We start from the raw sequence: 18,191 nt of genomic DNA, 5'->3' as shown, positions 1-18,191 counted from the left end.
ACCAAAGCTTGTGAAACAAATCAGCAGCGTATCGTACAAGCCAGGATCAGCAGACTGCAAGCGAAAGAGTCCGATTGCCGAAACAATCATAATCACCATATTTCAAAAGCATTAGTCGAAAGTGCCAATCAAATTATTGGTTTAGAAGATCTGAATTTAACAGGTATGACGAAACGTGCTGCACCTAAGAAGAATGAAGATGGCAGAGGTTATGCGAGAAATCGAGCTAGAGCGAAAAGCGGTCTGAATCGTGCCTTACTTAGTGTTGCGCTTGGACAACTGGCGACTTATATCGAATATAAAGCCCGTAAAATAGGTAAAATTGCAATTAGCGAGCTAAATCCAATGAATAGCTCAAAAGAGTGTGCTTGCTGTGGAAGCTTAAATACAGAGCGACTAGACCAAGCGACTTTTAAGTGCTTATCATGCGGAAATGAAGATAACGCTGATGCAAATGCATCAAAAGTGCTGAAAAAACGACTGATACATTACATTCAAGAGAATACGTTTGCCAAAAGCAAAACTCGTAAAAGTATCGTGAAAAGAAAGAAAAAACTGGCTGAAAGAACCGACACCAGTATAAAAACGAGAGACAAAGAAAGCGCGGTGCCAACGTCCTAGCGGCGTTAGTCATAAGACCATAGAACTATGGCACATTTCGCCCGATATTTTATATCGGAGATGTTTCTAATAGGACGAATATTTGGGCTTCGGCATCAATTATTCAGAAACCCAGTCCTTTAGGGCTGGGAGGTTCATACATTAAAGTTGTTTGAGGAATTATCGAAAATTCCATTCTCTAAGATTTTTGATGACTCCGTATCCTTCCTTGGAAAGCATCAGCACGACAACCTTATTCTTGCTAGCAAGCTTGATGATGGGTTATTTATCATGGGTATTAACAGTTACTTCAAATCGTATAGTGAAGTAACCATCTTTGCACTTAATGAATTCCTTGAAAACAGTGATGCATACGCTCGAATCGATAAACATAAAAAGCTCAATCGTGATATTAAATCATTAATGGAACATGGTTCCGTAGCTGCCCAGCTAGAAAATATTTCATCAGTTATTGCGAACTTTTCTGATCGAAACCTAACCTGTGAAGAGCAAGAGTCTATCAAGAACGATGTTTGGGAGTCTTTTGTCAGAGGCTACGATTTCATTCGCAATTTGAAGCGAAGAAAAATCGGGAATATTAATGAGAATAGTGTTTTCACATCTAAGTTTGATCGACGAATTTACTTTGTTGAGTCAGAAGCTCATGTTCTTGATTTGGCACATCATGCTAAGCCTGGATTATATACAATTGCAGTCATTGACAATGACAACCCATCAGCCTGTCACTTCAATTTAGTCATTAAAACTTGTGATGGCGCAGTAATTATTAATGATTCTGAGCGAAAGGCATACGAAGATCAGGAGCGCAGAACGGACAGAGAAAATGTACAAAGGATCAACAAGTCTCTTTTTCCTTATTCCGTATTCGAGCTTACAGCATCACCAAGTGGCAAACACCTTATGTTCAGTGAGACAAGCAAGTCCACGTCTCTAACTCATTATGACGGTATCGATGACTCTAGCAGTGTTATCGTTAATATTCGTGAGATCAAGGAACTTCCATTTTCTGAGTTATGCGAACTTTCAGTCTTATACGCCTCCATTGCTCTAGACTGGAAAAGCTTCATCGATGCAGAAGAGCTAATTTATGGACATGAAATCTCATTCTCTGTTGAAAGCAATACAATGCCTGTGGTGTTTAAAGGAAGTGAGAAACAATTCAATTTGCCTAAGACCCCAAGCCGTGAAGATTTTTATTCTTCTAGCCGTGATAGCAGCGACTATGCCTCTTCTGTTACCAGGTTATCTGGCACAGATTACAACTCATATTTTGAGAGTGTTTTCAGTGAAGAAGTGAGCAAGGTTCAGATTCTGCCTAGCAATTTAGCCTTAGAGCATAAAGGTAAGCCGATATCCAAAAACATCATCACCATTCCAGAAGATGTTGTCGGTTCTCCTGAAAAAATTATTGCAGATACTGTCTTCCAGGCTCGAAGTCAGCAAGCTAAAAATCTCAGTAAAAAAATCGACAACTATTTTGAAGAACATTTTGATGATATGGCAAAATGGATTGTTGAACGCATCGATACAGATAAACTTATTCAACGAGCCTGTGCTAAGTTAGCGCTCCCACAACCAGAAAGCTGTCCTGAGTGGATGAAAACTCAAGAGTTTGAGAGTAAAACGGCTAGATATGGCACGAACTCATACCATGTTAAAGGTAAATACACTCGCAGGGAGTCTGATACGTGCCGACCTCGATACCCTATTTATCTGAACAAAACTAAGCCCAACTTAAAAGAATCAGGAATGGTCGATTTATTGTGTGTTGAGTGCAACAATTTCGCTAATTTCTTTGTTGAATACATCATCACAGATGCATACGATATTTCGTTCTTAACAAATACACCTGTTGACGAACTACCATTTCATTTAAAAGAGTTTGGTGTTGTTCGATATACTGGTAATAGTCTACTGTATCGCGTAGACCCGATTGAAAGTATGGATCATAGATTCCAGAACCATCAACTAGATTTACGCCTAATGATTGGATTTAGCCTTAAAGGATTGAATGCTGTAAGAGAGCAGAACGGATATTCAAAACTTAGCAGGACAGAAGCTGAAGAAATGTTTGGCGAACGTTATAGTTATTAATTAAATACATGAGCCGTTGTTTACAACGGCTCTTTCATTTTGACGGATTCGATATGAAACAAGACATCACAGAATCAAGGGTTAAAGAACTGGGTCAAATTAGCCAATTCCTATGTTTTCTGTTGAGACATAAACCTCAAGCTGCAAACCTCAATATGGATACCAATGGTTGGGTTGCTGTTGATCAGCTAATCTCGAACATTTCTGAAGCTAAGAAAACAAAACTAAGCTTCGAAGATCTGCAATTTATAGTGGAATCTGATGAAGAGGGACGTTACACATTTAATAGTGAAAATAGCTCTATTCGATGCCAGCAAGGTCATTCTCTTGACTGGGTTAATATTCAGTACGAAAGCTATTCACCGAATAGCGACTTGTACCACGGAACGAAGAGCGAATCAGTTGCCTCAATTCTTTCAAATGGCTTGTTTGGTCGCAAACGAAACTATGTGCATCTATCAGTTAACATTCAAAAAGCAACAAGAGTAGGGAAACGCCACTCTAAAGAGAAAATGCCTGTCATTCTTGTGATCGATAAAAATGCTCCTGTAGACTTTAAGATTTCTGACAACGGAGTCATTCTGGTCGATTTTGTTCCCCCTCAATACATTTCAATTTTAAAAGAAGATAAGGATTAATATTCACTCATAAAAAAGTATCGTTAATCAACTTATTGTTATGATTTATCGATTTTTGATATAATAGTGACCAAAACCACATAAGAATAAGAACAATGTTATCTGAATACATAGCAACCATAATGATTGATGCAGCCACTTCAATACTTTTTAAAGAGTACCAAAGTGAAATTGAAGAAAAGAAAGGCTTTAAAATCACTACAAGAGTTGGTAGTGGTCATAGAACCAAGTGCTCTCTAAAAGGCTATAATGGCTACCTTAAGATCACCTATCAAATAGGTAAGAAGATAATTGAAAGCAAGCAAACAAGCTATTTGGAACTTGCTAAGTGGCGTTCATCCAGCGAAATCGTTTCTAAACACAAGTTTTTTGATGGCAATCTGACAGTGCAAACCTCACTTGCGCATACGGTACTTCACGAATTTGCTCACCTATTAGACATCATAAGAAACTTTACTTATGACCCAAATCGCAAGCGGAACAATGTTCATGGCGCTGTTTTTATCTCAATTCTAGAAGAACTGAGACAAAAAGGTCTTGATAAGAAAGTTTATGATCAGCTTATGCTAGATCCATTATTCAGATCGCTTGAGATTCAGGATACAAGCAATATTCCAGCTAAAACCTATTCACAGGAAAATATCTCTAAAGGTTCATTCTACAAGGTGATCATTGAAGACAGAATCGGAACATTTAAAGTTCTTAACACAAACCGAAAAACGGTTAGTGGAATACTTAGTTATGACGGTTCTGAATTCATACAAGGTAAAATTGGATACGCACTTATATTGTCTGATCTTGATATTAATGAAGTCTCTATCACTTTCCCGTCAGCTCTGATTCAAGAAGGCTCAATCAAGAAAGGAAGCTTGTTCCAGGTTAAGCATGATGGCAAGTTTTACATGGGTAAAGTTACCAGCAAGAGAAGTGGAACAATCAGCATGTTGGTTACAAATAATTGTGAAAACTTCTATAAAATGAAAGTTCACTCTGCTCTACTTCAACCACTAGGTGAAGAAACTAAACATATCAATCCACACTGCCTATCTCGATTCAATTAAAGGTAGTAAGCCACTATCAAACAAAGCCTTTTTTAATTGACCATTACTTTTTATTATGTATAATAAATGTAATTAAAAATAAATTAAAAGGGCTGTTCATGTCTTTAGAATCAAGTGCAAAAGAAGAAGAAAAATCACTTCTTGATAGAATTAATGCTAAATCAATTGAGAGTGAAAAGGACTCCGATTCTGAACCGAGAATTGCATTCTATGTTGGTTTAGACTCTCACGTAAGTGCTCATACGGTTAAAGCCATTTTAAGTAGTGAGAGATTTTCTAACTCTATCGTTTTAGCCCATTCAGAAGATGTCGTTAAGTTGAGTCATGAAGGCATTAAGGCACATGATGTTGAGTTTTATAAAGACACAGATGAGCTATCCATCTTCTCTTTGCGAAATATTGAATGCCGCGATCCACTAGAGCATGAGTTATTAAAGCTAAAAAGAGATCTATGTAGACCACCTAACTTTAATCTACAGCCTAAGAAAGTAGATTTAGATTACGGAAATACCTACCCTGGTATGTCTAAGAAAAAAGGCGGTCATCGCCATCAATTCATCAGAAAATTGAAATAATTAAAGTCAACACCATGAACATTAAAGAATTAAATGAAAAACTAATTAACTTGATGATTGTGTTTAGCCTTGAGTCCGAAGATGATAACAGGATTCGTCGTCTTAGCACTGCGTATTCCATGCTTGTAAACAAAGCAAATTACTCTGGCGAAACACATCACTCATTAGCTGACATTGACCGAATCTTATCTTCAGGCGAGAACAAATCTTTCTTTGAATATTGTGTAGAGCATGGGTTCAATATTGATATTAATGAAGGCGCACTAATGCCTCTTGATAAAGAATATTTTGAGACTTGTCCGCATAACATCTCGACACTGTTAACCACTGAGCAATTTGAGTCACTACTCCCTCATAAAGAACAAGCTATATGGGATACCGACAAGGTCTTTCTCCCTGTATCAGAATGGGATGAGGATTATGGTGATTGTTTATTTTTCAGACTAGAAGCTGGTGAACCACCAGCCGTTACAAGTCCAATTTCTTCTGATTGGGATGCAGATTATTTTACGCATTTCATGCGATTACCAAAAGAGCTTTCTTTTTCCACTAACCACCGAGAAGCCTGCATCAAAAGCGGTATCCCTACTACTATTTAAGGATAATTATTATGCTAAAAAGTATTTCTGTTAGAAACTTTATGGGGATTCAGGGTCTGCTTAAATTCGATACTACGAAAAGTGATGACCTTGAACTTTCTGTAATCAATGGATGTCCTGGTTCTGGTAAGACAAGCCTTTGTCTTGCAATGCTAGATCCTATCAACCATCTGTCTATGTATGAGAATAATAGACCAATGAATGGCAGAGAGATTCCATACATCAACATTTACTCAGATCAAGGTTTGGCTGAGTTTCGATTTGAGTATGATATTGATGGGTGTCAGGTCTACTATGGTTACGGTAAAACAAATAAAAATGGTGTTGTTTGGGAAGAGTTTCATATAAACGGCGAAGTCATGACTAGGATTGATCGTAGAGATAGTCATATTGCAGAGATTAACCTGCCTGGAGCTGAGACATTACGCAGAAATCTTGAGACTAACCAGACTATCAGCGTTGTTCGTTATGTAAAATCTAATTCCGTATTAGATCGCAATTCAAAGGTCACTGAAATTTTCCTAAGGTTTTGTGATTTTAACGAAAATGTATATTTCAGCAGCCCTGCTTACCAAACGCATTCTGCTCGTAGTGATAACTCTTACATACTTAGCAATAATGCGAAATACATCCATCAACATCAACTCACAGAACAGTTAAATAAGTACTTTCGCGATCTCGGCTTGAATCTTTGCCTCTTTACACAAGAAGAATGGGGCAATGCTACCATTAAGGTTAAAAGGGAAGGAAAAACGTTCAGCGCTAACTTTGCTCTAACGGAGAGTCAGATTATGCTTATTGATTTCTTCGTTGCGATACACAAATCAGAACAGTGCTCTTTGGTGATTATTGATGATGTATCTAAAGTTGCTGGAGTAGAGTTTGAAAGAAAAATCTCACAATACATTATTAATAATTGCAAATCACAAATTGTGTTAACTGATATCTCTAAAGAAATTAATAAACTGAATAAAATAGAACCATTTACATTTAAATAAATAGTAGTGCTAAGAATGAACAAATCTAAAATAATAGCGTTTTTAAATCGCATTGATAAACCTAAGCATCCTTCATCATCTAGGTTTTTTGCATATATACTTCTTATTATGGGAGTCTTTGCATTAAATTGGGTTAGTGCTCTAAATATGTTTGAAGATGAAATATTTGATAAAATAAATGCCCGTCCAAGCGATATTTTTTCACATTTATATTTCTTTCCTTCGGTAATGATATCTATTTCAATTTCAAAAATCATAAAATCTTATGATAAATATACAGATAAAATTTTCAATTTCGAGAAAAAGTTTGTAGAAACATTGAATTTAGTGAGAATAAAAGTTAAGAATGAGTATGTGTTGATTTTAATTGATATAGCTTCATTTTTATTTTGTATGTTCTCAGTTATTTTCTTTGCATTTAGTTTAAGCTACAGTTTTGTAACTCTTTCCGAGTTTTCAAAATTATTCGAATTTGGTAGCCACTATGGTTTCAAGGACGATTTATTTAACACCTCAATATCTCTTTTGCTCTCATATTTATTTTTGAACTTAATTTTTGTTAAGCCTGTAGAGAAAGAAGATGAAGATACTAAAAAAATACCATATTCAGTTATCTTTGGAATGATAATCCCGTCTCTAATCTTTATGCTTCCATTCACCCCTGACTTTTCTGAAAATATAATTAATCAGGATGAATTTACAAGTAGCCATTTTTCAGAAATGAAATTTTATATGACTATGATGTTAGGTTTGCTCACAATAGCTATATTTCTATCAATCATATTTAACGAAAAGCCAAAGATTGATTGGAAAAAGGCAATTTTCTCATCTGCAACATCATACACTTTGATTTTATTAGTTGTATTTTCAATCAATAACTCTGTAATAGATGAAATGTTCGATAAATCAAAGTACGAGAGGACAATATCAATTAATAATAAAGAACTTACATATAAACCTGGTAGCGCAGCACTAAAAGAAAGTGACTTCTTTTTCGCGCTTGAAGCCTATGATAAAAACGGACTACTTTTTATTAATGCGATAGATGGAATGATTTATTATTCAAAAAACCATGAGGATGAAACCATTAGAGCAATTGGTAAATTAGCACAAAGACGCTACCAATTGATTGAGGATAATAAAGAATTTATTGAAAAAACCAGTGCCAACAATCTCAAGTTGGGTGATTTTATTACCTTATATATCGCCAAAATCGAAGTTCAGAAACAAGTTTATGATGAGAACTTAGTATATAACCTTGCTTCTATCGGCAAATACCAAGAAGCAGCCGATATTTATCTAAACAAACTAATGAACTCTGAGATGAAGTTTTTACCTATAGAAGGAAAAGAAGTAAAGTACCTTACTGGACGATTTGAATTACCTTCTATGATGGCACTGATCATAGCATCAGGAAAAGCGAGCCTTGATACAAGCAAAATCCAAGATCAAGAGACGAAAGAAAAGTGGGAAAAAGAACTTAACCGAGTAAGTGAAATATATAACGGCAAAAAACCGTCACATATTAGGTTAACCCCTGAAGAAGCAGAAGAGATAAGAAGTTGGTTCTGAGGACATCGCATCAACCCCGCTGTTAAGCGGGGTTTTTATTTGTTGTATAAAAACGCTGTGATATAATAAGAAAAATATAAACTCAAGGGAATTCACATGAGAGCACCAATTTTATCTTATGCAAGATTAAAAGATTCAATTTTGGCGGTTGAGAAAAACGGAGATACTGTTTTTAGCAACTTCCTTGGTAAATACGATCAAGAACTAACCATTAAAATCTTCAAAGAAAATGAAAAAGTAAAGTTTGGTTTTAATAGACCTGCAACGGAATATTATGAGATTACAGACTTCAATGTTCCTCATTTACAACATCTTTTCGATAAAGATGAGTGTTTACCATCTGAATTCTTCGCACATGAACTTGCAGAAGCCATTATGACTATCACTGATAGACAAACTGGTGAAAATCTTACTGCTGTATTCGATATCGATTCAGAGAAAGTTATCATTCCAGAAAGACAAGAGATTTTGAGCCTTACAGAAACGGAAAGCCAATACAACATTCAAATTCCTGAGCATGACTTAAGCTTGTATGAGAAAGCTAATTCCTTCTCAGAATCCCAATTCTGGAATGTAATTAATTCTATTGAAGATAAAAGTAAGAGCAACCTTGGACATGAAGGGTATCTCATTGAAAAATCAATGTCAGATCCAGAGATGCATGGTTTTAATTTACGAGCAAGAAAGCTAGTACGCGAGCTTATGGATCATCTTAATGATGAGTACGATATCTTAGATATCGCTCATACAAACAGGTTAGCAAATCACCTTGTAATGCTAGGAAAAGATGAGTACTACAGTGTCATTAATGGTAAGGATATTCTAGAAGTTGTCGGAAGCGATCTTAACTCCACAATGTCAGTAGATCAGTTAAATATTCCTTACACTCTACAATCATCATACCCGTATCAACCTAAATTATCTGTTTCATCTCAAAAGCTCTATGCGCAAAAAGAAGCTGGTAGACTTTTAAGCTATCTAAGAGATATCGATTATAAATCTCTAGAAGCAGAGACAGGGATTAACACGGATAAAGTCAAGTCAACCACCTCTAATGCAATTGCAAGGCTTGAGTGCGTTCTGAAGGGTGATTTTGATACAGCTATTAAAGGCTGGTCACATCAACAATACGAAAACTTATTGTTCCCAAGTATCAACATCCCAATGAAAACACATGAAACCGATCCTATCATTGGAGCATCAGTTTCTAATCTTATGAAAGACTTTGTTCTATGCAATGCAAAAACCATCCACCGAGATAGAGATTCTACACTTAGCATGTAGCACCTACATAATAAAAGGAGTCATGATGACTCCTTTTTTATAACTCATAAGCTATACTTTAAGCAATTTGAAAGCCCATTTTTTGAGCTTCTATTTTGATTCTCTCAATAAACTCGATATCAATATTGATGTAGCAGATCACATGCTTTTCAACATCCTCGTAGGTCTCTAGGCTTCTTAAACAATCAACAGTAAATGAATATGACTCTGCAAGCATTACTTGATATTTAACACCATCTACTGGGAATACACTTACAAAAAATCTTGCTGTCTTATAACTTTTGCTAAACTCAGAAAAAAGAACTACTGGAAATTCAATCTCTTTCGCTTCAGGGAATTTCTCAAGTATCGCTTCATTAAGCTTTTCCTGGTAAAAACGTGTTAAGTTTGATTCCAAATCCGATAAATCTAATCTTCTCATTTCTATTCTATTCCCTATAACTTATTGACTAGCATTTTATTGAAAGAACAACAGAATCAATACCTTCACTAATCTCTGTGCAATTGAAGATTTCCATGTATTTTTTACGATCTTCTTCTAAATGAAGATTTAGTCTCAAGTGTTTATGCTTTTCTTTTTTGCGCTTTGAGTTCGTGCTGTAAATTTGCAAACCTTTCTTCTTGTACTCTTCTCTATCTCTAGAGACAGAGTATGGTTCAAATGACTCTTCTTCTTTATGGAAAGGATACCAAGTAAAACTGTTTGCAATTGCCCCAATGATATGACCATTCCGTCTAGCATAAGATTGACCACGGATGAACATGTCTCCATTAGCCATGATTTTTAGATCACCATCAGATGGCTTTCTCTCACTGTGTTTGTAGTAAATAATCATGTTTCGCTTCTACTTTATTACAATTTTTAATGATTTAACCAGTGCGTTTTTCAACCGTTTAGCTTCACTTTTCATTGATTCAATGGTTGATGTGTCAAATCGTCTACGATTGAATTGAACATGTAATGACTGGTCGCACCCTTCTATGAAACGTAACTTCAGTTCTTCATACCCTGTTTCTGATGATTGTACTAAGCAATATTCATCAATAACGCTCAAACTCTCAAAAACAGACTTATTGTATTCAAGTGCAGCATCTTCATTTCCCTTAACCATGTCGGCATGTGTGATTGCCATAATGCATACAGGTTTTTTCTTTTTAGGGTTCGCTTCGTAATACTTATGCACTCTACTGATCAATTCAATATCATTGTTTTTAGAAGGCTTATTTGCTTTAACAGCAAATATTACAATGTCGCTTTTTGAAATTTCTTTAAGCGTTAATTCAAATTGATTTTCACTTCCATCAATACCTTGACTATCAACCAAAGTAAAATCTACTTCATTGTTTTTGTATTGATAGGCTGTAAACTTATCAGTCGTAGGTAAGACCGACACTTCCGACATTACCTTTCCTAATAATCCATTAATAATACTGGACTTTCCAGAGCTAATCTCACCTACAACTGAAACTCTAATAGGTTCAATTTTGAACTTGCTAATTGACTCTTTATCTTTCTTACTTGTTTCGCTTACTGAAGTATACAATTTGGAATCGTATTTTTTACCATAGAGATCAATCGCTACTGTCGCGACTTCCTGATATAGAACTTTAAGTAAATGAACTCGCAAATCATCATTAAACTTATCGTAGATTTCAGAGGTAATCATTCCTCTCAGTTCTGAAATCAAACCTGTAGGAGTCGTTACTCGATATGCGCGATAAATATTCCATAGAATATTTGCCGTATCTTTATGATCATAACAAGTTTTCAGAGTCGAAACTTTCACGTTATCAACGAAAGGTATGTTTTCGAGAAGATGCTCTCGGTATTTTTTAGATACCTCTTCTAACATGATCAGAAATTCTGGCGCGGTAAAGGCAAGTTCACCATTGAATCTTGAGTTGGAACAACGGTTAGCTATCAAAGTAACAATTGAGAGTGTGTTTGCCTTAATACCCTCAATTGATGGCTCTTTCTCAAGATAGGTATCAATCAATTGATTGGCTTCTATCCAAGCATCTAGCTCTACTTGGTTCCAATTGCTGGATGGTTCAAGCCCATTAAGATCTGTTTCAACTGCTTCACCTAACCTGCTTTCGTTTGCTCTTATTCTCTTCTTTTCAAAAATTACTAATGCAATAGAAGTAATAATTGCAGTAGCAATTAGATAGATGACGAAATCCAGTAATAGCTTTTGCTGAAAGATTGCGTAAAAGCCGAATCCAAGTATCCCTAATGCAGGGAAGGCAAGGTAAGCCAAACCAAATCTAGTGAATATTTTTTTCATATTAACCTCTTGTAATTTTGTATAATATAACCACATAACTATTGACTTTTCAATTTTTATTTGTATTATTAAAGACAGTTCAAGTTACCCACAACGTAACTTGACTTAAAATCCTCATAGAGGCTAACGTCACGGCGGTAAGACAAGGGTTTGAATGAGTACTCGAAAACCGCCCCTAATTCAACACAACTCTTCCTCACAAAACTCATCCCTTCTTACTCAAAGGCAGGGAGCAAACAATCAATCTCAATTAACCAAATAAAACATCAGCATAGCTGATGAACATCGATCCCTTTTCTTTTTCTTAATTTTGAATTTTTACTTTACTTTTAAATTGAAGTGTATAAGATCCATAACAACTAAATCAAAATAGTACACACAATTAATTAAATTAAAGGATCATTTAATGACTCAACCAAAAAAGTCTTATAAAAGTAAACTTATCCTGTCTGCTATAGCTGCATCTGTCATAGCGGTTACTGGTTATGTACATGTGATAAGCAACACACCAGACATAAAACAAACAAAAGAAATTCTTAAAATTCAGCAAATTAAGAACTCAGATCAAGTGGTTGGTGACGCATTCACTGCTACTAACATTCAGTTGATCGAAACACTTCTCAATAAAACTGGCGGTTTTACATCGAACGATCTTCTTGTTAAGGCAAAGGTATTCGATAACATGCCGAACTGGGAAGAAGGCGTGATCGGAATGGTAAAGGACTCTGTTCTTACTCTTGAAAAAGAGTTCAGCCGTTCTCAATCGCAAGATCTGAAAGACAAAAAACTATCAGAAGCGTTTTCTTCGATCAGCTATTCTCCGACTAGCTGGTGGTTCCCATCATCAGAAGATCAATACAAGAAAGCTTCTAATGCTCTAGGTGATTACCTTTCTCGCATCTCTGAACCAAAAGATAAAAATGCTCAGTTCTATGCTCGTGCTGATAACCTTCGTGCATGGTTAGATTTGGTATCAAACTCACTTGGTAGTTACAGCCAACGACTATCGGCATCAGTAGAACAGGAACGTTTTAATACTGACCTTTCTAATGACAAAGCTGCTGTACAATCTACTTACAGTGATCAGAAGGTTGTAGCTAAAACCCCTTGGCTGGAAATTGATGATGTGTATTGGGAAACTCGCGGTGCTTCATGGGCGCTAATTCAACTTCTATACGCAGTAGAAGACGATTTCGGTACGGTTCTGAAAGATAAAAACGCTGTAGCCAGCATGAAGCAGATCATTCGAGATCTTGAAGATACACAGAAAACTCGCTACTGGCCTGTTGTCCTGAATGGTTCACCATTCGGCGTGACTGCAAACCACTCACTAGGTATGGCTAACTACATTAGCCGTGCGAACAACGGCATCATTGAGCTGATCCGCCTCCTAGAGCGTGGTTAATAGCTATGAAGTGGCTATTAAGAAGCGAAAGCCATGAGGTCGAGGTTTCAGGAGCTTCGCACCTTTCAATGGCAATGTTGGTTGGTCTGATTGAATCAGACCAGCTATATGCTCATGAGAGCCGAATTGGTCAAGATATCTTGTCCATCCCAAAGAAAAGTTCAATGAAATGCATTGATACCTGGTTTACGCTGCACTTCAATGCTCCTATGGCTGAATGTATTGAATCTGAGGGATATCTTTCAGTAATTGCGTTGTTAGAGCAAATCGTAGGTACTGATGAACCGACTCTGGGTGAAAATGACATAGTTGATGCTGCTTATAAGCTGCTTCATGAGCTACAAATGTAAAAAACGAAGAATTAATAAAACACATAAAAAATAGTTGCACATACTTTTTATTGTTGATATTATTTCTTCTACCCGCTGAGAGAACACTATTCTTTCATCACGGAGCTGGAATCCAACTTAAGCTTTTGTGTATGGGATAAAATCCGAGTTGGAGGCATAGCGGATAAGGTCAGCAATTTTTAATTGCGTCACTACCTGTTTAGTCAATGAAGGTCGCAAAGCCGCTGGAGATTGACAGGATGTGACTGGACATTAGGGGCTGAGATTGCAGGTGACTTTTCGGTAGAATAGTAACCGTAGAGTTTTTCTTAGACCTTGGCAGGATTTCCTGCCCTGGTTCTAAAATCAGTGCGGTTGAAGTTAGAGGCTTAACGCCATCATGATGGAGTTCGCAGGTTCGAATCCTGCCTTCCGCATCCAAATGCGTATATAGCTCAGTTGGTAGAGCACTGTCCTTCCAAGTCAGGTGTCGAGGGTTCGAACCCCTTTATACGCTCCAAATTTTGCTGCCGATATAAACTTTTGCTTGTTACAAGCGAGACAGTAGTAATACTTCTCTATCTGAAAGGCTTAAGCCTTGAGTTTAAAATTATCGGTGCAATAGAGCATCATAGCGGCTATCCCCATTTTGGAGGGGTTAACAAGTTCAAATCTTGATAGGCGCTCACTGAAGCTCACTCAGCACATAACCGATTATGCGGTCTGCATCGTCTATCACGATGTAGTGAGCTAAAGCTCTATGTGCGACCTACTGTTCACATACAGATCTAATCTGTATGCCTTTCTGGTCTGGTCAGCTAGGAAGAGTTAAAGACCTAAAAGCCTCCCTCGTGGAGGCTTCACTTCATGTTTTAAACAAGATAGAGTGTAATTGCCCTCCTTCATGTTATGGTAGTGTAGATAACTAGCACAATTTCAAGAGACTTTTAAAATATACTGTGATCTAACTTATTTTTTACAATAATATTTATTCAATTATGGATTAATCTAAACATCATATCATTTTGAAATGGAGCCACCTATGCCATTACGAGCTACTTTGAATGACAATGATATCCAATCATTTAACTATGATTATGAAGGCTGGGCTTCACTAAAAGAGACATATAAAAACCAGTCTCTAATAATGCCATGCTGTCAAATGAAAGCCGTACCTAAAACAAGTAAACTCGGGACACAATACTTTGCTCACGCTAGGCGTGGAGACTGTGATTCAAACCCTGAAACAAAAGAGCATATACATCTTAAGTTTCTGATTGCTAAAGTTGCAAAGCAATGTGGATGGGACGTTATAACTGAGCATGAAGGTTATACTCCCGATGGCGAAAAATGGATTGCTGATGTTTATTGTCAGAAAGGAAGCTCTAAATTAGCCTTTGAAGTTCAGTGGTCGCATCAGACAATTGATGAATACTTACGAAGAACTGAGAAATATACCAAATCAGGTGTTCGTTGTGCATGGTTATTTAGACTTAAAGGTAAAAGAGAATACTATCGTAGTGACTTTGTTGAATCTTATCTTCTACCTTACTTTAGTTTCAGGCACAAAGATGATGAATTTGTTGTTACAAGATACGATACTCCCATTCAAGACTTTGTAATTGGTATGCTATCTGGTCATTTAGCATGGCTGCCCAAGAAAAATGATTTTTTGAACACTCGCATATGTTACACAGAGCATGACTGTTGGCGATGTCGAAAGCCTATCAATATCATCACTTCATTAGATATATATACTTCGCAAGACAATTTCATCGAGACATTACCATTTACCAATGATCTCGTAGCTAAGTGGATTGCAAACCACATTTCCGAGCGCATTTTATGGAAATGTGGTATCGGCACAGTAAAAATGCGTTACAGCAAAACAGTGGGGGGCGAATATATGTCTAATGGTTGTGTACACTGTGACGCACTTCAAGGTAATTTCTTTGTCACTCATGAACTAGAGTATGACAATGATGAAAGTTTTATAAACTATCAATGGTCATATTCTCCAGATGAGCTACCGATAAACGCTGGCTGGTTCTTTAGGGGGAGCAGAGGAAGATCATTCTATTAGTTATACCTACCTTCCATACCAAATCAGAAGGTAAGGAAGGTAAGATTATCAAATTGTCAGATCTTTCTCATTGCTCTCTTTGAGTTCTTTGTATGATGCCTTGTGCGCATCAATAAGCTTATTGATTGATTCAACCTTTTCGAGTTCCATTTTAAGGAATCTAGCGTAGTTACAGTCAGAGTCAGCTTTAGCTTCATACTCCTTGATTCTTGATTGAGAGTAATCAGCTCTTTCCTCATGGAATTTAACGCGCTCTACGTGGTACTCCATCTTTTCTGCAACTGTACGATTATCGTCATCAAAAGTAATCTCACCGCTTCTCAACGCTGACTCCCTACCCAAGTAAAGAGGAGTAAAATGACGAGCAAAACCACCACCATTGTCACGCCATCTATCACTAATTGGACACGTCTCGGTGTAAGTTTTACCTGTTTTCTCATCTGTAAACACAAACTTAATGTCTGCTTTATACCCGAAATTATCTACAAAACGACTTTCCGCTGGATGGATAAAGATTTTTCCGCAATCGTAATCTCTTAACATCCCGTCACCCCAACAGTCACTTGAAGTGCTTAAACCACCAAAACGCATGATTTCTTCTTTAAAGGATTCTTCTAACTCAGCATCGATAAAGTCTGTCACCAAACCATTTTCATCAAAATGATGTGAGGCTAGGTATTTAACAGCACCTTTCAGGGTTTTATAGTCTTTCGTTTCATAACTAAGAGTACGACCACTAACCGTGTTCTTATTCATGCTATCGTAACTATGGAACGCTTGGTACTTCCCTTTTGAATTGATCACAATGCCACCAGGTGCTTCTAATTGCTTAAAGTAATCTGACAGCGTTTCACCCGCCTTAAGCTTAGGATAACCATCTTCTGAATATTCACGGTCAGCGTCTTTTTGAAACATCCCTGGATTCAAGATCTGTACTTTATTCACAACATAAGACTTGAGCTTTTCCATAGCCTGATTAAGCGCGTCATCAAGTTCTACAACATGTTTAACATGGATTTTGTCGTTAATGGTCTTACTACCATCACTTTTAGATACGTGGATAGTGTAGACACCCTCATGGTCATACAAAGGACGAGAAGAATTGTCATGAATAGCAAACCAAGCTTCCATATTTACATCTCGATGGTTTGCGAACTTACAGACACCAGCAGCAACGATACCCGATTTAGGGTCATACTGAGGTTCATAGAAATCATTGCGCAATGCTTCGTTTACGAAGCTCTTAATAAGCGATTCTGGCGATACCTTCATCTCTGGTTCCAATCCCTGAATGTAGTAACCAGTTTGCTCTTCGAAAGATGTAAGAGGGATAGACTCTACGAACCCATCTTCATGACCTCCGAAAGTGATTTTGATGTTACCATCTCTGGTTTCAGGAAATTCAATAACCTTCTCAGTAACATCATTAAGAATGAATTTACCACCTACAACTTTTTTCATTATTTTTATCTCTTAGCAGTATTTAATTCTTAAATTATAACACGCAATCCCACATTTAAAAACTTAATGGTTCTATTTTTTATGATATAATCAAGAAAAACAATAGGAATAAAATAATGAAAACTCCAACATTGAGAAAGAAAATTAGGGCAATATATAGTCATCTTTTAAACACGAAAGAGAAAACAAATACTACCGATGACGAAAAAGCTCTATTTGTTCTCAAGCAACAACAAACTGCACTTCAAAATGAAATCGAAAATAAATCTAAACTTTCTAAATTGTTAACCGATCATATTAGCAATAGCATTGTATCTAACCAAAAAGTTATTGACACAATAAGCGAACAGATAAAGGCAACAAAAATTCCGTATAGCAGCTTTGAAGACGAAGTTAAAAAGTCAATTGATGAGTATAACAAATCAGTTAAGCTGTTCGCAGATAAAGGCGGTAAAGGTTTTTATGATCTGGCTATTTCAATGTACCCAAATCATGAAATGACACATAATGATTTAATATCTGTAATTGAAGAGCTTAAAGAAAATGGTGTTGATATAGAGATTTTGGATAATGAGCCAAATGAAAAATACGATGAGTATAGAACAAGACCATTTGGAGGAACTTATTACTCATCTTTAACAGTTGTGTTGCCTTCATCTCATATGGTTACACTTCAAGAAGCAATTAATCAAAAAAATAGCTCAATCATTTCTACTTCTTTTACGGAGAAGTCTATTCTATGTGATTTCCATGCACACTTTATCATGCCCTATGCATATGACGAAGATAGAGAGATAACACTGGACTCGCTAAAGAAAAGGATTGCTAAAGAACGTAGTAAACCTGAACGAACAGACAGGATTGTTCAAAAGGCATTTACATCACTAGGCTTCTTTAGATCTGAGCTATCATATAGTGGTTTTAAATCAGAGAACTGGGATCACTTAAATGACGCGATGTTGTTAGCATTTGAAAATTTAGATTTATACCAAAACACAAATGACCATATTAATGGTTTGATGCCTGGACCATTTGGTTATACTGATGAACACTCCAAACTTCTTGGTTATGAAAAACCAACAAGAGTCAATATTGTTGATGACCTGAAACTAAGAGAGATAAAAGATAGGTCTGTGTCATTACAACCATAGAGAGAAAAGCCCGTTTTCGTAACGGGCTTATA

Annotated in this window: 17 protein-coding genes and 2 tRNA genes; 15 read left to right on the top strand and 4 right to left on the bottom strand. The window is 36.5% G+C overall.

All coding sequences use genetic code 11. The annotated features are described in order from the left end of the window. The 9 genes from R7Q39_RS27320 to R7Q39_RS27280 form a co-directional block, all read left to right on the top strand. Positions 1–621, top strand: a 621-nt coding sequence (locus R7Q39_RS27320) for a transposase (RefSeq protein ID WP_318077107.1), incomplete at its 5' end; no start/stop codon positions are given. A 270-nt stretch (positions 622–891) separates the two neighbouring features. Beyond that, positions 892–2,715 carry a hypothetical protein gene (locus R7Q39_RS27315; RefSeq protein ID WP_318077106.1) on the top strand — a complete coding sequence of 608 codons (1,824 nt, stop codon included), beginning with the start codon at positions 892–894 and terminating at the stop codon, positions 2,713–2,715. A 53-nt stretch (positions 2,716–2,768) separates the two neighbouring features. Further along, positions 2,769–3,353, top strand: coding sequence for an RNA 2'-phosphotransferase (locus R7Q39_RS27310; protein WP_318077105.1), 585 nt, complete (start codon positions 2,769–2,771; stop codon positions 3,351–3,353). A gap of 122 nt (positions 3,354–3,475) precedes the next feature. Then, on the top strand, positions 3,476–4,414 hold the full coding sequence (locus R7Q39_RS27305; RefSeq protein WP_318077104.1) for a hypothetical protein: 939 nt from the start codon (positions 3,476–3,478) through the stop codon (positions 4,412–4,414). Positions 4,415–4,512: 98 nt separating this feature from the next. After that, on the top strand, positions 4,513–4,989 hold the full coding sequence (locus tag R7Q39_RS27300; protein ID WP_318077103.1) for a hypothetical protein: 477 nt from the start codon (positions 4,513–4,515) through the stop codon (positions 4,987–4,989). Positions 4,990–5,003: 14 nt separating this feature from the next. After that, positions 5,004–5,588 carry a hypothetical protein gene (locus tag R7Q39_RS27295; protein ID WP_318077102.1) on the top strand — a complete coding sequence of 195 codons (585 nt, stop codon included), beginning with the start codon at positions 5,004–5,006 and terminating at the stop codon, positions 5,586–5,588. A gap of 11 nt (positions 5,589–5,599) precedes the next feature. Continuing rightward, on the top strand, positions 5,600–6,586 hold the full coding sequence (locus tag R7Q39_RS27290) for a hypothetical protein (protein ID WP_318077101.1): 987 nt from the start codon (positions 5,600–5,602) through the stop codon (positions 6,584–6,586). Positions 6,587–6,601: 15 nt separating this feature from the next. Beyond that, a complete protein-coding gene (locus R7Q39_RS27285; RefSeq protein WP_318077100.1) occupies positions 6,602–8,158 on the top strand; it encodes a hypothetical protein in 1,557 nt (518 codons plus the stop codon). Positions 8,159–8,254: 96 nt separating this feature from the next. Beyond that, the gene (locus R7Q39_RS27280; RefSeq protein WP_318077099.1) at positions 8,255–9,442 is read left to right on the top strand and encodes a hypothetical protein; all 1,188 of its coding nucleotides are present in this window, start codon (positions 8,255–8,257) and stop codon (positions 9,440–9,442) included. A gap of 58 nt (positions 9,443–9,500) precedes the next feature. On the opposite strand, the gene R7Q39_RS27275 is transcribed toward R7Q39_RS27280, so the two are convergent. The 3 genes from R7Q39_RS27275 to R7Q39_RS27265 are packed head-to-tail and all read right to left on the bottom strand — an operon-like array spanning position 9,501 to position 11,730. After that, entirely contained in the window at positions 9,501–9,863 is a 363-nt protein-coding gene (locus R7Q39_RS27275) for a hypothetical protein (protein ID WP_318077098.1), read from the bottom strand. A gap of 28 nt (positions 9,864–9,891) precedes the next feature. Continuing rightward, on the bottom strand, positions 9,892–10,278 hold the full coding sequence (locus R7Q39_RS27270) for a hypothetical protein (protein ID WP_048516149.1): 387 nt from the start codon (positions 10,276–10,278) through the stop codon (positions 9,892–9,894). A 9-nt stretch (positions 10,279–10,287) separates the two neighbouring features. Further along, a complete protein-coding gene (locus R7Q39_RS27265) occupies positions 10,288–11,730 on the bottom strand; it encodes a GTPase (protein WP_318077097.1) in 1,443 nt (480 codons plus the stop codon). Between the two features lie 406 nt (positions 11,731–12,136). Here R7Q39_RS27265 and R7Q39_RS27260 point away from each other — a divergent pair, with 406 nt between their 5' ends. The 5 genes from R7Q39_RS27260 (at position 12,137) to R7Q39_RS27240 (ending at position 15,547) form a co-directional block, all read left to right on the top strand. Next, a complete protein-coding gene (locus R7Q39_RS27260; protein ID WP_318077096.1) occupies positions 12,137–13,135 on the top strand; it encodes a DUF2333 family protein in 999 nt (332 codons plus the stop codon). A 5-nt stretch (positions 13,136–13,140) separates the two neighbouring features. After that, on the top strand, positions 13,141–13,485 hold the full coding sequence (locus R7Q39_RS27255; protein ID WP_318077095.1) for a hypothetical protein: 345 nt from the start codon (positions 13,141–13,143) through the stop codon (positions 13,483–13,485). Between the two features lie 350 nt (positions 13,486–13,835). Beyond that, a tRNA-OTHER gene (locus R7Q39_RS27250) sits at positions 13,836–13,901 on the top strand. Between the two features lie 7 nt (positions 13,902–13,908). Next, positions 13,909–13,984 (top strand) — tRNA-Gly (locus R7Q39_RS27245). Between the two features lie 522 nt (positions 13,985–14,506). Further along, positions 14,507–15,547 carry a competence protein CoiA gene (locus R7Q39_RS27240; RefSeq protein ID WP_048516153.1) on the top strand — a complete coding sequence of 347 codons (1,041 nt, stop codon included), beginning with the start codon at positions 14,507–14,509 and terminating at the stop codon, positions 15,545–15,547. 48 nt (positions 15,548–15,595) lie between these two features. On the opposite strand, the gene R7Q39_RS27235 is transcribed toward R7Q39_RS27240, so the two are convergent. Then, the gene (locus tag R7Q39_RS27235; RefSeq protein WP_318077094.1) at positions 15,596–17,008 is read right to left on the bottom strand and encodes a hypothetical protein; all 1,413 of its coding nucleotides are present in this window, start codon (positions 17,006–17,008) and stop codon (positions 15,596–15,598) included. Positions 17,009–17,124: 116 nt separating this feature from the next. Between R7Q39_RS27235 and R7Q39_RS27230 the strand changes: the two genes are divergently transcribed. Further along, positions 17,125–18,159, top strand: coding sequence for a hypothetical protein (locus R7Q39_RS27230; protein ID WP_318077093.1), 1,035 nt, complete (start codon positions 17,125–17,127; stop codon positions 18,157–18,159). The last annotated feature ends 32 nt before the right edge of the window (positions 18,160–18,191 follow it).

It is taken from the genome of Vibrio sp. 947 (genome assembly GCF_033339115.1).
In the GTDB taxonomy this organism is placed as follows: domain Bacteria; phylum Pseudomonadota; class Gammaproteobacteria; order Enterobacterales; family Vibrionaceae; genus Vibrio; species Vibrio alginolyticus.
This window is presented reverse-complemented; position numbering and strand designations above follow the sequence as displayed.

What these genes read in the sequence shown, in the direction of transcription:
- R7Q39_RS27315 (WP_318077106.1), top strand. Translation starts at nt 892, where the DNA reads ATGGGTATTAACAGTTACTTCAAATCGTATAGTGAAGTAACCATCTTT.
- R7Q39_RS27310 (WP_318077105.1), top strand. Translation starts at nt 2,769, where the DNA reads ATGAAACAAGACATCACAGAATCAAGGGTTAAAGAACTGGGTCAAATT.
- R7Q39_RS27305 (WP_318077104.1), top strand. Translation starts at nt 3,476, where the DNA reads ATGATTGATGCAGCCACTTCAATACTTTTTAAAGAGTACCAAAGTGAA.
- R7Q39_RS27300 (WP_318077103.1), top strand. Translation starts at nt 4,513, where the DNA reads ATGTCTTTAGAATCAAGTGCAAAAGAAGAAGAAAAATCACTTCTTGAT.
- R7Q39_RS27295 (WP_318077102.1), top strand. Translation starts at nt 5,004, where the DNA reads ATGAACATTAAAGAATTAAATGAAAAACTAATTAACTTGATGATTGTG.
- R7Q39_RS27290 (WP_318077101.1), top strand. Translation starts at nt 5,600, where the DNA reads ATGCTAAAAAGTATTTCTGTTAGAAACTTTATGGGGATTCAGGGTCTG.
- R7Q39_RS27285 (WP_318077100.1), top strand. Translation starts at nt 6,602, where the DNA reads ATGAACAAATCTAAAATAATAGCGTTTTTAAATCGCATTGATAAACCT.
- R7Q39_RS27280 (WP_318077099.1), top strand. Translation starts at nt 8,255, where the DNA reads ATGAGAGCACCAATTTTATCTTATGCAAGATTAAAAGATTCAATTTTG.
- R7Q39_RS27275 (WP_318077098.1), bottom strand. Translation starts at nt 9,863, where the DNA reads ATGAGAAGATTAGATTTATCGGATTTGGAATCAAACTTAACACGTTTT.
- R7Q39_RS27270 (WP_048516149.1), bottom strand. Translation starts at nt 10,278, where the DNA reads ATGATTATTTACTACAAACACAGTGAGAGAAAGCCATCTGATGGTGAT.
- R7Q39_RS27265 (WP_318077097.1), bottom strand. Translation starts at nt 11,730, where the DNA reads ATGAAAAAAATATTCACTAGATTTGGTTTGGCTTACCTTGCCTTCCCT.
- R7Q39_RS27260 (WP_318077096.1), top strand. Translation starts at nt 12,137, where the DNA reads ATGACTCAACCAAAAAAGTCTTATAAAAGTAAACTTATCCTGTCTGCT.
- R7Q39_RS27255 (WP_318077095.1), top strand. Translation starts at nt 13,141, where the DNA reads ATGAAGTGGCTATTAAGAAGCGAAAGCCATGAGGTCGAGGTTTCAGGA.
- R7Q39_RS27240 (WP_048516153.1), top strand. Translation starts at nt 14,507, where the DNA reads ATGCCATTACGAGCTACTTTGAATGACAATGATATCCAATCATTTAAC.
- R7Q39_RS27235 (WP_318077094.1), bottom strand. Translation starts at nt 17,008, where the DNA reads ATGAAAAAAGTTGTAGGTGGTAAATTCATTCTTAATGATGTTACTGAG.
- R7Q39_RS27230 (WP_318077093.1), top strand. Translation starts at nt 17,125, where the DNA reads ATGAAAACTCCAACATTGAGAAAGAAAATTAGGGCAATATATAGTCAT.